We start from the raw sequence: 12818 nt of genomic DNA, 5'->3' as shown, positions 1-12818 counted from the left end.
GTGAACACGGTGCTGCGCGAGATGCGCTGGTGGGACATCGAGCCGGTGCTGGAACTGGAGCACGAGCTGTTCCCCGAGGACGCCTGGTCCGCGGGGATGTTCTGGTCCGAGCTGGCCCACGCCCGCGGGCCGCACGCCACGCGCAGGTACGTCGTCGCCGAGCAGTTTCCCGACAGCGGCCGTGCCGCGGGCTCGGGCCGGCTCGTCGGCTACGCCGGGCTCGCGGCCGCCGGCGACCTGGCCGACGTACAGACCATCGCGGCCGCCCGGGACCAGTGGGGGACCGGGCTCGGCGCCCGGCTCCTGACCGACCTGCTGCGCGCCGCCACCGCCTTCGAGTGCGCCGAGGTGCTGCTGGAGGTGCGGGTGGACAACACCCGGGCCCAGAAGCTCTACGAGCGCTTCGGCTTCGAGCCCATCGGCTTCCGGCGCGGCTACTACCAGCCCGGCAACGTCGACGCGCTCGTCATGCGACTGACCGACCCCGCACAAGCACGAACTGAGAGCAGTGAGAGCAATGGCTGACGAACCGCTCGTCCTCGGCATCGAGACGTCCTGCGACGAGACCGGCGTCGGCGTCGTCCGGGGCACCACCCTGCTCGCGGACGCGATCGCCTCCAGCGTCGACGAACACGCCCGCTTCGGCGGAGTCGTGCCCGAGGTGGCCTCGCGCGCCCACCTGGAGGCGATGGTCCCCACGATCAACCGCGCCCTGAAGGAGGCCGGGGTCAGCGCCCGCGACCTCGACGGCATCGCGGTCACGGCCGGACCGGGACTCGCGGGGGCGCTGCTGGTGGGCGTCTCGGCGGCCAAGGCGTACGCGTACGCGCTGGGCAAGCCCCTGTACGGGGTGAACCACCTCGCCTCGCACATCTGCGTGGACCAGCTGGAGCACGGGCCGCTGCCGGAGCCGACCATGGCGCTGCTGGTGTCCGGCGGGCACTCCTCCCTGCTGCTGGCCCCCGACATCACCTCCGACGTACGGCCGCTGGGCGCGACCATCGACGACGCGGCGGGCGAGGCCTTCGACAAGATCGCGCGCGTGCTCCAGCTGGGCTTCCCCGGCGGACCGGTCATCGACCGGCTCGCGCGCGAGGGCGACCCGAAGGCGATCAACTTCCCGCGCGGGCTGACGGGCCCGCGCGACGCGGCGTACGACTTCTCCTTCTCCGGGCTGAAGACCTCCGTCGCCCGCTGGATCGAGGCGAAGCGGAACGCGGGCGAGGAGGTGCCGGTGCGCGATGTGGCGGCGTCCTTCCAGGAGGCCGTGGTGGACGTGCTGACGCGCAAGGCGATCCGGGCGTGCAAGGACGAGGGCGTCGACCACCTGATGATCGGCGGCGGTGTGGCGGCCAACTCCCGGCTGCGCTCGCTCGCGCAGGAGCGGTGCGACGACGCGGGGATCATCCTGCGGGTGCCGCGGCCGAAGCTGTGCACGGACAACGGCGCGATGGTGGCGGCACTGGGCGCGGAGATGGTCAAGCGGAACCGGCCGGCTTCGGACTGGGACCTGTCCGCGGACTCCTCGCTGCCGGTGACGGACCCGCACGTGCCGGGCGCCGGGGCCGGCGAGGGCGAGGGACGGGGCCATGCGCACAGCCACGACCACTCACACGGACACGGACACGGACACGGACACGATCATGACCACGTCCACGAGCTGAGCAAGGACAACCTGTACTCGTGAGCACCGTCGCGCTGATGTGGGAGGCCCGGGCCGCCGACGGCCGGGGCACCGAACTGCTGGAGTGGGCCCGGGCGCAGGTCCTCGCCCGGGAGCCGGTGCGCCGCGAGGTGTTCCGGGCCCCGCAGGACCGGGTGCTCGTGATCACCTGGTGGGAGGCGGCCGAGGGCGTGAGCGCGGATCTGCCCGAACTGCCGGAACCCGCGCCCGACTTGATCACGCGGGCGGTCCACCGCTGGCGGTTCGAGTCGGTGGGGGTCGACGAGGGCTGACCCGCCCGCCGGGCACATGCTCCTGGTGGGGGACTCGACCGTGCCTGGACGCGGTGCCGCTATGGTCATGTGCATGCCTCGTCGTGACCTGCCGCCCCCGCCGCCTCCCGCGCACCTGCGGGCCTGGCTGGACGAGACGGCCGTACGGGCCGACCGCGCGCGGTTCCTGCTGGACCTGGGACAACGCAGCCTGGGCCTGGGGCGGTTGCTGCTGCTCTGGTCCGTGTCCGCCGTCTTCGCGTTCGGCTGGTCCTTCGTCGGCATGGCCCTCATGGCCTTCGAGGAGGGCGACTTCGTCTCCTACCTCCTCGGGACCGTCTTCGTCGTGCTCGGCGCGGGCGTGCTGATCCCCGCCGCGTTCTGGTTCGCCTGGGGCGCCCGGCAGGACCGCCAGGTGCGCCGGCTGCTGTGCGCCTGGGCCGAGGCCGACCGGGACCCGGCGACCGACCGCCAGGTGCGGGCGCCCGGGCGGAGCCTGACCTGGCTGCTGGCCTCCTTCCTGCCGGCCGCGGCCGGACTGTGGCTGACCTTCGGGGTCGCGGTGTCGGCCCGGCCGGGCAAGGAGACGTACGGCGAAGTCGCGTACTACATGGGCCTCGGCATGATCCTTTGGATCACCGGGCTGCTGGGCGTGGCGAAGGCCGCCGCCCACTACCGCTGGGCCCTACGAGCCTTCCTCCGGGCAGAATCAAGCCCCGCCGGCGTTTGAGGCGCGGGGTCCGGGGCGGAGCCCCGACAGCCCGGGGTCGCCCCCGCGTCGGCCCAGCAGCGGATCACCGTACGGGCTTCGCCGCAGGCGCCCCGGCCGGTGCTCCGATCAGCATCGACGGGGCCCCCGCCACCCGGGTCAGGAAGACCGTCGCCGAGTTCGGGCCCTGCGGCTTCACTTTCCTGCGCAGCTCCTCCGGCTCGATCGCGGAGCCGCGCTTCTTCACGGTCAGGATGCCGACCCCGCGCTCGCGCAGCAGCGCCTTCAGCTTCTTCAGGCCGAAGGGCAGCACGTCGGTGATCTCGTACGAGGTCGCGTACGGCGTCGCGCGCAGCTCGTCGGCGGTGACGTAGGCGATGGTCGGGTCGATCAGCCGGCCGCCCAGCTGCTCGGCCACCTCGGCCACGAGGTGCGCGCGGATGACCGCGCCGTCGGGCTCGTAGAGGTAGCGCCCGACCGGTCCGGCCTCGGGGTCGGGCAGGGGCGCGGCCGTGTGCAGGGCGCGCGGGCCGGGCAGCAGCGTGGCGCGCACGGTCCCGGGCGCGGTGCCGAACCAGAGCACCGCCTCCTTGACGTCCCCCTGGTCGGAGATCCACTCCGCCTCGGCCTCCGCGGGGACCGCCTCGTGCGGGATCCCCGGGGCGATCTTGATGGCGGCGTACTTCGCCGCGCGGGCGGTCGCGACGGCCCACGACAGCGGCGGCGAGTAGGACTCCGGATCGAAGATCCGGCCGCGCCCGCCGCGCCGGGCCGGGTCGATGAAGACGGCGTCGTACGAGGACACGTCCACGTCCGTCACGTCCGCCTCCCGGACCTCGATCAGGTCCGCCAGCCCCAGCGCCTCGGCGTTGGCCCGCGCGACGGCCACCGTCAGCGGGTCGTGGTCCACGGCCAGCACCCGGATGCCGAGCCGGGCCAGGGCCAGGGCGTCCCCGCCGATGCCGCAGCACAGGTCCGCGAGGCTGCGTACGCCGAGGGCCGCGAGCCGCTCGGCGCGGTACGAGGCCACGGACGCGCGGGTGGCCATCTCGCCGCCGCCGGAGGTGAAGTACATCCGGAAGGCGTCCTGCGCCCCGAACTTCGCCACCGCCCGCTGCCGCAGCCGGGCCTGCCCGAGCGCGGCGGAGACCAGCCCGGCGGGGTGCTCGCGGCGCAGCCGGGTGGCGACGGCCAGCTCCTGGGCGGGGTCGTAGTCGCGGAGCGAGTCGAGGAGGGAGCGCCCCTCCGGGGTGAGGAGGGCGGCGAAGTCTTCGGGGGTCACGCTTCCATTGTCGGCGACGGGCCGGTGGGGCGGGCCGGCGGGCGGATCGGTGGGGCGGGCCGGTGGGCGGGCCGGTGGGGCGGGCCGGTGTGGGCCAGCCGGAGGAAGGTGGGGCGCCCCGTCGCGGTGTCTTCCGGGGAGTCGGCCCGCGCGGTGCCAGGATGCGCAGCTATGCAGCTAGTCCGACAAAAGGAACATAAGACGCAACTGGGTCACCGGCGCGCGGCACGTCCGCGCGGCCGGTTCGGGGTGGCGCTGACCGCGGTGCTCGTCGCCGCCCTCGGCACGGCGTGCAGCTCCGCGGAGTCCGGAGCCCCGGACAAGGCCGAGAAGGCCAAGACGGGCAAGGGCGCGGAAGCCGCGGGCGCGGCCGGCGCACTCGGCACCGCCGCGGAGCGGCAGAAGGCGGCCCAGCAGGCGCGCCTCGCCGCGGTGAAGAAGTGGCGCCTGGCCAAGCCGCCACTGCTCGCCCCGGCGGCGCCGAAGGAGAAGCCCGAGATCGAAACGCGCGATGGCTTCGAGGTGTATGACCACGAAGAGGAGGAACTGCCGCCGGTCTTCACCACCATCCCGACGGAGGACAAGGTCGTCTTCCTCACGATCGACGACGGGGCCGAGAAGGACCCCGAGTTCGTGAAGATGATGCAGGAGCTGAAGATCCCGTACACGGCGTTCCTCAGCGACTACCTCGTGCGCGACAACTACCCGTACTTCAAGGGCATGCAGGCCGCGGGCGTCGTCCTGAACAACCACACCCTCAACCACCGTTACATGCCGGCGCTGTCGTACGAGCAGCAGCGCCAGGAGATCTGCGGCCAGCAGGACATGATCCAGAAGCAGTTCGGCAAGCGGCCCACGCTCTTCCGCCCGCCGTACGGCAACTACAACCAGGACACGCTGCTCGCGGCCAAGTCCTGCGGGATCAAGGCGGTGCCGCTGTGGAACGCCGAGGCGTTCACGAACCGGATGGACTACCGGGAGTGGGACCGCGACCTGCACCCCGGAGACATCATCCTCACGCACTTCCGGGGACGGGAGGACTGGAAGGGCACCATGCCTGACATGATCCGTCATGTCATGAAGACCGTCACGGACAAGGGGTACGCCGTGGCTCGCTTGGAGGACTATCTGTGATGCACGCGCGCCGGTTGGTAGCCGGAACGCTGGCCGCCGGCGCGCTCGCGCTGTCCCTGACGGGGTGCGGGGACAGCGTGGAACCCATCGAACGGCTGGGCCGCAAGACGACGCACGCGCCGGACGCGGCCACTCCCACCCCGTCGCCGGCCCCGCCGTCGGCGGCGGGGAGCCCGGCGCCGGGCGGCGCGTCGGACGAGGCGTACAAGAAGTGGGGCCTGACGGCCCCGGTCCAGTACGCGCCGAAGCCCGCCCAGAAGCCGGCCCTGCCCCAGCCCGAGGCGGGCAAGGCCCGGGTCGTGGACCGAATACCCGTGCCGGCCGGGGAGAAAATAGTCTTCCTCACCTTCGACGACGGTGCGGAGAAGGACCCCGAGTTCCTGAAGATGGCCGCCGACCTCAAGCTGCCGATCAGCATGTTCCTGACGGACAGTGTGGCGGCGTCGGACTACGGACACTTCGAGAAGCTCCGCGACAACGGCTCGGCCAGCACGATAAACAACCACACGCTGACCCACCCGAACCTGCGCACCCTGCCGTTCGCGGCGCAGAAGCACGAGATATGCGGCCAGCAGGAGCGCCTGGAGAAGCGCTTCGGCCAGCGGCCGCCGCTCTTCCGCCCGCCCTTCGGCAACTACAACGACGACACCCTCCGGGCCGCCTCGGAGTGCGGAGTCTCGTCCGTGGTCCTGTGGCGCGTGTCGATGCAGATCACCAACTTCCAGTACGCCGAGGGCTCCGCCCTCAAGCCGGGCGACATCGTCCTGGCCCACTTCAGGGGCCCGTCCGAGCTCAAGGGCTCGACGGAGGTCCAGATGACGACGCGCATGCTGCAGCGCATCCAGGAACAGGGGTACCGGATCGGGCGGCTGGAGGACTACTTGTAGGGGGGCGGGGCGGAGCTTCGGTCGGGGAGGGGCGGCCTGGATGCAGCCGCCTTGTCGGAGCAAGACCCCGACCAGCCCCCGGCAGAAGCCGCCCGGAGCCGGTAGCGCATCAAATCGCTACGCGCTCCTCCCCGAATGGTGTCCGCCACCCGTCTGGGGCTGGTCATAAGCCGCCACAGATCGCTACCCGCTCCCCGGGATGGCGTCCGGCGCCCGTCTGGGGCTGATATCTGCGCGGTGGGTCGGGTTCTTCGGCGGCAGCTGCCGTCAGGAGGGGCTAGGCGTCGAAGTCGTACTCCAGCACGTAGGAAGCAGAGTCCAGAGTCATCTCGTTGACCTCAACGGCCCGCCCGCCCTCGGCGAATGCGGTACGGACGATCTGGATGACAGGTGTACCCATGGAGAGCGACAGCCGCTCGGCCTCGCCGACTGAAGGCATGCGGGACCGGATTTCCTCTCGGAAGTGAACGGGCTCATGCCCCAGCTCGGCCAGTCGCGCGTACGTCCCGCCGGGCCCGGTGTCGGCCTGAGTGATGGCAGAGTCCGCGACGACGTCCGACGGCAGGTATGACGTCGCGAAGAGCACGGGCTTGCCATCAAGCACGAAGCGGCGGCTGCGTGCCCACACCTGTGTCCCCGCGGGAATGCCAAGGGCGTCCGAGATGCGGTTGTCCGCCTCTTCCTCACGCACCTCGATCTGATCGACAACCAGCTCTCGATCCTTGGAATCGGCGGACCAGATGGAGCGGCCTGAGCCCCACTGGTCGTGCGCCAGCCGCTGGATACCGCGCCGCCGCAAGGGCTTGAACGCTCGGACGAAGACGCCGGCACCCTTCCGTGCCTCCGCGAGGCCTTCGTTCTGCAGGACGCCGAGGGCCTGGCGCGCGGTCATCCGGGCGACCTCGTACGTGGCCATGAGGTCGTTCTCGCCTGGCAGGCGGTCGCCCGGGCCGTACTCGCCCGACTGAATGGCCGTTCTCAGCGCATCAGCGATCCGCTGGTACTTCGGCTGGCGGGTGCTGCCCTGGCTGGTCATGAACCGATCACTCCTTCTCCTCTCTAGACACCCTAGGGCCACGGGTAGGCCGCCGCACGTACCAGGGGTGTGGCCTACTTCCGCCTAGATCTCTAGAGATGTGTTGACGAATGAGGTGGCGTCCGCTGTAGTGAAGGCATCTCTAGAGAGGCTGCTTGTGGAGCGGTCTCACGAGTGAGGAGTGATCTGCATGCCGCAGCGCCGTGATGTGTCCGGTGTCGACACGGAAGACGTCTCCTCGGTGAGGGTTGCTGCCATAGGCGAGCCCAGCGCGGATCTCCTGGACCGGGCGCTGGTCGGCTGGGAGCGCTTCCTCAGCACCCTGCAGGGGGTGTCCGATGAGTGAGCAATACGAATACGTTCCGCACCGACTCCTGCGCCGACGTGTCCGCGACATCGCTTCCGGAGTCGAGGGTGAGCTGATGGCCGTGATCAACGAGAACGTCTCGGACGGCGACATCGAGTACTGGATGGAGCTGGCCTGCATCCGTGGCGCGTCCGGCCGTGAGTTCACCAACTCGGTCACCAATGTCGAGGCCACGGGCTGGCGCCGGACGCCCTCTCGGGGGAGCGCGTAGCGATCGATGGCGGCTTGAGCGCAACTCACGCTCGGCTGGTCGACGCCCACTCACCTCAGCGGCCCATCAGACCGGTGGCGGCCTATGCCCGGCCCCAGGCGGCTGCAACCAGGCCGCCCCACCTCCGAGATCCCGCCCCGCCGCCACACGCCCCCGAAGCTGCCCCGCCCCCCCCGAAGCCGCCCTCAGGCCCGCGCCCCGGTGTCCGCCCCCGTCACCACCGGTGTGATCGTGGTTTCGGCCGGGCCGCGGGCGTCGGCTTCGCGTTGGCGTTCCGCGCTGTCGCTGATGCGGAGGAGCAGCGCGATCATGATCCAGTTGGCCAGCAGGGACGAGCCGCCCTTCGCCAGGAAGGGCAGGGCCTTGCCCGTCAGGGGGATCAGGCCCGTCACGCCGCCCGCGACCACGAAGACCTGGAGGGCCAGCGCCGAGGCCAGGCCCACCGCCAGGAGCTTGCCGAAGGGGTCGCGGGCGCCCAGTGCCATCCGTAGGCCCCGCTGCACGAGGAGCGCGTACAGGATCAGTACGGCCATCACCCCCGCCAGGCCGAGTTCCTCGCCCACCGTCGTCAGGATGAAGTCGCTGCGCCCCGCGAACGCGATCAGCTCGGGGTGGCCCATGCCCAGCCCGGTGCCGGAGATCCCGCCCGTGCCGAAGCTGAACAGCGCCTGCGCGGACTGGTCCGAGGTGACCCCCGGGGGCCGGGTCTCCCAGTAGTACGACAGCGGGTTGAGCCAGGCCGCCACCCGTGCCTTGACGTGCGGTTCGGTGGAGCCGACCACGAAGGCGCCCACCGAGGCCATGACCAGGCCGCACACGATCCAGCTGGTGCGCTCGGTGGCCACGTAGAGCATCACCACGAAGACGCCGAAGAAGATCAGCGAGGTGCCGAGGTCGCGCTCGAAGACCAGGACGAGCATGGACACGATCCACACCGTGATGATCGGTCCGAGCTGGCGCATCGGCGGCAGTCGCATGCCGAGGAACTTGCGGCCCGTCAGGGCCAGCGAGTCCCGGTGGATGACCAGGTAGCCGGCGAAGAAGATCGCGATCATGATCTTCACGAACTCGCCCGGCTGGAGCGAGAAGCCGAAGAGCTTGATCCAGCGCTTCGCGCCGTACGTGTCCGCGCCGAAGAACGCCGGTGCGATCAGCAGCACCAGCGCGACGGCCATGGTGATGTAGATGAAGCGTTGCAGCAGGCGGTGGTCGCGCAGCAGGGCCAGCACCAGGAGGCAGGCGGCGACCCCGACCACCGTCCACATCAGCTGGCCGGGTGCGTTGGCGTCCGAGTTGTACCGCTCGATGTAGCCCTGGTCGAGGCGGTGCAGCAGGACCAGCCCGAGCCCGGTCAGCAGCATGGCGAGGGGCAGGATCAGCGGATCCGCGTAGGCCGCGAACCGGCGCACGCCCAGGTGACCCACGAGCGACAGCAGGCTCAGGCTGATCGTGAAGCCCGTGAGGTTGGCGGGCAGCTCCCCGTTCATCGCCAGGCCCGCGCACACGTGCCCGAACACGGCGATGGCGACGACCAGGAGGAGGAGCAGCGCTTCGGTCCGGCGGCGGGCACCCGCCGTCGTCAGGGGCCTCAGTCCACGCACGGGATGCCGCCGCCGTCCGGGGTGGAGGGGGTGGGCGGCGAAGCCGGCGGTGGCGGGGACGAGGAGGGGGGTGACGCCTCAGGTGACACCGGTGCCGGTGCGCCCGGGGTCCCCGGTGCGCTCGGGCTCGCAGTCGGCTTGGGTCCGATCTGCTCGGCAATGAGGCGCTCTATCTTCATATCATCTACGACGTTGACGTCCTCCCCATGGTTCCTTCCGAAGCGCTCGACGGGAAGCGTCGTGAAGTGCACCCGGCCGCCGGACAGGTTCTTCGCCTGCTTCACGAACGACAGCAGATCCCATCCCTCGTCCGTCACCACGTCCTGTTTCGCCGCATCGATCAGCTTGATCAGCTTCCCCGGGTCGGTGAAGGTCCCGGCCGAGTTCAGCTTCTGCGTCGCGCCGGCGAGGAAGGCCTGCTGCCGCTTCGTCCGGTCCAGGTCGCCCCCGTCCAGGCCGTGCCGCTGGCGCACGAAGGCGAGCGACTGCCCGCCGTCGAGGGTCTGCCGGCCGGCCGGGAAGTCGGCGCCCGAGTACCTGTCCTTCACCGCCTTGTTCAGACACACCGGTACGCCGCCCAGCGCGTCCGCCAGGTGGTAGAAACCGGCCAGATTCAGCTCGGCGAAATGATCGACCGGGACCCCCAGGAACGCGCGCACCGTCTCGATCTGCGCCTTCCGCCCCGCCTCCCGGCCGTCCCGCTCCAGCTGCCGGGAGTCCTTGACCCCCTGCCCGGCGAGCTGCTCCTGCCGCTTCTCCTTCGCCAGCCCGTACGCCTTCTTGATCTTGTCCTTCCCGTGGCCGGGTATGTCGACGAAGTCGTCGCGCGGGATCGAGAAGGCCTTCGCCTGGCTGCCGTCCCCGGGCACGTGCAGCAGGATCAGGGTGTTCGCGTTGTAGCCGCCGATGTCCGAGCTGCCGGCGTGCAGCTTGTCGAGGACGTCCTGCGGCAGGTCCTGGCCGTTCTGGTCCTTACGGCTGTCCAGGCCCATCAGCAGGATGTTCGTGTCGCCGGACTTCGACTTCTCGGCGCCCTCCAGGGCCTTGGAGCTGCCGATGCTGGAGGCCAGGTCCTTGTACAGGTACCAGGCCCCGCCGCCCGCCATGACCGCCAGCGCGCAGCCGGTGATCAGCAGGGTGCGGCCCAGGCGCCTGCGACGGGACGGCCGGTGGGACGTCGGCCGGGACGTCCGGCGGCCTCGGGCGGTCGTCTTCCTCCGGTGCGCGCTCATGCCTGCCGATGCTGCGGCCCCGGCGCTGAGGAAAACCTGAAGATCCTGAAAGCGGCTTCAGGTCCGCTGCCTGCGCGCGGGCAGGCGCAGGACCAGCCGCGCACCCCCGGCGGGCGCCGGCAGGGCCCGTACGTCGCCCCCGTGCGCCCGTGCGATCTCCCGGGCGATGGCCAGGCCCAGCCCGGTCCCGCCGCCGGCCCGGCCGCGGTCCGCGTCCAGCCGTACGAACCGCTCGAAGACCCGGTCGCGGTCCGCCTCCGGGATGCCCGGGCCGTCGTCCGTCACCTCCAGCACCGCCCAGCCGTCCCCGGACCCCTCCGCCCGGACCACGACCTGCGCGCGGGCGTGCCGCAGGGCGTTGTCCACGAGGTTGGCCAGTGCCCGCTCCAGCCGCGCCGGGTCCCCGGCCGCCGGTACGGGGGCCCGCGCGTCCAGCCGTAGCCCGACCGGGGGCTCTCGCCGGCGGGCCAGGTCCTCCGCGGCCAGCAGCGCCAGGTCCACCGGCTCGGTCCGTGGCGGCGGCCCGCCGTCCAGCCGGGCCAGCAGCAACAGGTCCGCCGCGATCCCCTGGAGCCGCTCGGTATCGGCCAGCGCGGCCTCCACCGACTCCCGGTCGGGGCGGTCCAGGGCCAGCGCCACCTCCAGCCGGGACCGGACGGCGGCCAGCGGGTTGCGCAGCTCGTGCGAGGCGTCCGCGGTGAACTGCCGCTGCCGCGCGTCGGAGCGCTCCAGCCGGTCCAGCGTGTCGTTGACGGTCCGGGCCAGCCGCGCGATCTCGTCGGCCCCGCCCGGATCCGGGACCCTGCGGTCCAGCTCGCTCGCGGTGACCGCCGCCAGTTCGGTGCGGATCGCCGTCACCGGGCGCAGCGCATGGCCCGTCACCCACCAGGCCAGGGCCGCGGCGAAGCCGATCAGCGGGGGCGCCCCGGCGAGCAGGCCGGCCGCGACGGCCCGGGTCGCGTCGTCCACGTCGCCGAGCACGGTCATCGCGTACACCGTGCCCGCGTCGTGGGCCCCCGGCACGCCGGGCACCTCGACGGCCACCACCGCGCGGCGCTCCAGGCCGGGGCGGGCGGGCGGCAGTACCGCCGAGCGGGAGTCCTCGCCGGGCCCCGGACGCAGCTCGCCGAGGTCGGGGGCGTCCTTCGGGTCGCCGCTGCTGGCGACGGTCCGCCCGGCCGCGTCCCGTACGAGGACCAGGTCCACGCCGCCCTCGGGCGCGGGCAGCCGGCCGCCGGGCGGGAGGGTCCGGCCGTCGAGCTGGGCGGCGACCTTGCGGGCGGCGAGTTCGGTGCGGCCGGTGGTGTTGTCGAGCAGATTGGCCCGCAGCAGGCTGTGCAGCCAGAGCCCGCCGGCGGCCAGGACGGCGGCCATCGCGAGGGCGGCGGCCGCGGCGGTGCGGGCGCGGAGGCTCAGGCGCGGGCTCGCGCTAGCCACCGTCGGGGGACATGCGGTAGCCGGTGCCGTGCACGGTGAGGATCGAGCGGCGGCCGAAGGGTGCGTCGATCTTCTTGCGCAGCGAGGACACGTACACCTCGACGATGTTGGGGTCGATGTCGTGCGGGGCGTCCCAGACCTCGTCGAGGATGTCCTGCTTGGCGACGGCCCGGCCGGGCTGCTCCATCAGGCAGGCCAGGACGCCGAGCTCGCGGGCCGTCAGCTCGATGTCGTGGGGGCCGCGCCGGCAGCGGCGGGCCGGTGGGTCGAGGACGAGGTCGCCGGCCTGGAGCGTGCCGCGGTCGGGGGCGCCGGCGCGGCGGGCGAGTGCCCGGATGCGGGCGGCCAGGACCACGAAGGAGAACGGCTTGGTGAGGTAGTCGTCCGCGCCGGAGTCCAGGCCCTCGGCCTCGTCGTACTCACCGTCCTTGGCGGTGAGCATCAGCACCGGGGTGGTGTCGCCGTGGGTGCGCATGCGGGTGCAGATCTCGTGGCCGCCGATGCCGGGGAGCATCAGGTCGAGCAGGACGACGTCGTACGGCCCGCCGGCCAGAGCGAGGTCCAGGCCGCGGTGGCCGTCGTGCGCGACCTCGACGAGATGCCCGTCGGCGGCCAGGCCGCGCCGCAGGGATTCGGCCAGGCCTTGCTCGTCTTCGACCACCAGGATGCGCACGCCCCAAGCGTCACATACTGGGCCGTATCCTCGGCGGGCTCGGCTGCGCCGTGCTTGCCGGGGTGTGGGGCGGGGCCGCTCCGGAGCGTCTCCTCGGCCGCTTCCCCTGCGGGGGCCTGGCCGGGTGCGGCGGCGTTGCTGGGGCTCTGCCCCAGGCCCCGCGCCTCAATCGCCGGCGGGGCTGGGTTGGGCGTCGGGTGTGGGCCGGGGCCGCCGCTTCCCCTGCGGGGGGCTCGGCGGGTGCGGCCTCGGCTGCGCCGTGCTTACCGGGTGTGGGCCGGGGCCGCTCCGGAGCGTCTCCTCGGCTCGCGCAC

At 72.2% G+C, this 12818-nt stretch carries 14 protein-coding genes; 8 read left to right on the top strand and 6 right to left on the bottom strand.

The genetic code is table 11. The features are described from left to right. Nucleotides 1-21 precede the first annotated feature (21 nt). From rimI to AB0D94_RS23215, 4 genes are all read left to right on the top strand, one after another. Nucleotides 22-525 (top strand): ribosomal protein S18-alanine N-acetyltransferase, encoded by a 504-nt coding sequence (gene rimI / locus AB0D94_RS23230; protein ID WP_362055179.1) that lies wholly within the window; start codon nucleotides 22-24, stop codon nucleotides 523-525. Continuing rightward, on the top strand, nucleotides 518-1687 hold the full coding sequence (gene tsaD / locus AB0D94_RS23225; protein ID WP_362055079.1) for a tRNA (adenosine(37)-N6)-threonylcarbamoyltransferase complex transferase subunit TsaD: 1170 nt from the start codon (nucleotides 518-520) through the stop codon (nucleotides 1685-1687). The genes rimI and tsaD overlap by 8 nt, the downstream gene beginning before the upstream one ends. Next, nucleotides 1684-1956, top strand: a complete 273-nt coding sequence (locus tag AB0D94_RS23220) for a hypothetical protein (RefSeq protein WP_362055077.1) — start codon at nucleotides 1684-1686, stop codon at nucleotides 1954-1956. Before tsaD ends, AB0D94_RS23220 begins: the two co-directional genes overlap by 4 nt. 73 nt (nucleotides 1957-2029) lie before the next feature. Next, entirely contained in the window at nucleotides 2030-2665 is a 636-nt protein-coding gene (locus tag AB0D94_RS23215; RefSeq protein WP_362055075.1) for a hypothetical protein, read from the top strand. 64 nt (nucleotides 2666-2729) lie between these two features. On the opposite strand, the gene AB0D94_RS23210 is transcribed toward AB0D94_RS23215, so the two are convergent. Further along, the gene (locus AB0D94_RS23210; protein WP_362055073.1) at nucleotides 2730-3926 is read right to left on the bottom strand and encodes a methyltransferase domain-containing protein; all 1197 of its coding nucleotides are present in this window, start codon (nucleotides 3924-3926) and stop codon (nucleotides 2730-2732) included. Nucleotides 3927-4175: 249 nt separating this feature from the next. Between AB0D94_RS23210 and AB0D94_RS23205 the strand changes: the two genes are divergently transcribed. Both AB0D94_RS23205 and AB0D94_RS23200 read left to right on the top strand, forming a co-directional pair. Further along, a complete protein-coding gene (locus AB0D94_RS23205; RefSeq protein WP_362055071.1) occupies nucleotides 4176-5060 on the top strand; it encodes a polysaccharide deacetylase family protein in 885 nt (294 codons plus the stop codon). Continuing rightward, complete coding sequence (locus AB0D94_RS23200) at nucleotides 5060-5947, top strand: polysaccharide deacetylase family protein (protein WP_362055069.1); 888 nt, start codon at nucleotides 5060-5062, stop codon at nucleotides 5945-5947. Before AB0D94_RS23205 ends, AB0D94_RS23200 begins: the two co-directional genes overlap by 1 nt. A 277-nt stretch (nucleotides 5948-6224) precedes the next feature. On the opposite strand, the gene AB0D94_RS23195 is transcribed toward AB0D94_RS23200, so the two are convergent. Then, on the bottom strand, nucleotides 6225-6983 hold the full coding sequence (locus AB0D94_RS23195; protein WP_362055067.1) for a GntR family transcriptional regulator: 759 nt from the start codon (nucleotides 6981-6983) through the stop codon (nucleotides 6225-6227). A 190-nt stretch (nucleotides 6984-7173) separates the two neighbouring features. On the opposite strand from AB0D94_RS23195, the gene AB0D94_RS23190 reads away from it, so the two are divergent. Next, nucleotides 7174-7329, top strand: a complete 156-nt coding sequence (locus AB0D94_RS23190; RefSeq protein WP_362055065.1) for a hypothetical protein — start codon at nucleotides 7174-7176, stop codon at nucleotides 7327-7329. Next, entirely contained in the window at nucleotides 7322-7561 is a 240-nt protein-coding gene (locus AB0D94_RS23185; RefSeq protein ID WP_362055063.1) for a hypothetical protein, read from the top strand. The genes AB0D94_RS23190 and AB0D94_RS23185 overlap by 8 nt, the downstream gene beginning before the upstream one ends. Before the next feature lie 185 nt (nucleotides 7562-7746). Here the strand turns inward: AB0D94_RS23185 and AB0D94_RS23180 are convergent, their stop codons facing one another. Genes AB0D94_RS23180 through AB0D94_RS23165 form a run of 4 tightly spaced genes read right to left on the bottom strand, consistent with a single transcriptional unit; the run spans nucleotide 7747 to nucleotide 12504 of the window. Beyond that, on the bottom strand, nucleotides 7747-9162 hold the full coding sequence (locus tag AB0D94_RS23180) for an FtsW/RodA/SpoVE family cell cycle protein (RefSeq protein ID WP_362055061.1): 1416 nt from the start codon (nucleotides 9160-9162) through the stop codon (nucleotides 7747-7749). Continuing rightward, nucleotides 9150-10394, bottom strand: coding sequence for an LCP family protein (locus AB0D94_RS23175; RefSeq protein ID WP_362055059.1), 1245 nt, complete (start codon nucleotides 10392-10394; stop codon nucleotides 9150-9152). Before AB0D94_RS23175 ends, AB0D94_RS23180 begins: the two co-directional genes overlap by 13 nt. Nucleotides 10395-10451: 57 nt before the next feature. After that, entirely contained in the window at nucleotides 10452-11831 is a 1380-nt protein-coding gene (locus AB0D94_RS23170) for a HAMP domain-containing sensor histidine kinase (protein ID WP_362055057.1), read from the bottom strand. Next, nucleotides 11824-12504 carry a response regulator transcription factor gene (locus tag AB0D94_RS23165; RefSeq protein WP_362055055.1) on the bottom strand — a complete coding sequence of 227 codons (681 nt, stop codon included), beginning with the start codon at nucleotides 12502-12504 and terminating at the stop codon, nucleotides 11824-11826. Before AB0D94_RS23165 ends, AB0D94_RS23170 begins: the two co-directional genes overlap by 8 nt. Nucleotides 12505-12818 lie beyond the last annotated feature (314 nt).

The sequence above is a fragment of the Streptomyces sp. NPDC048255 genome (genome assembly GCF_040652415.1).
GTDB lineage: Bacteria > Actinomycetota > Actinomycetes > Streptomycetales > Streptomycetaceae > Streptomyces.
Note: the sequence above shows the minus strand (reverse complement) of the source record. Positions and strands in the feature narration are given on the sequence as shown.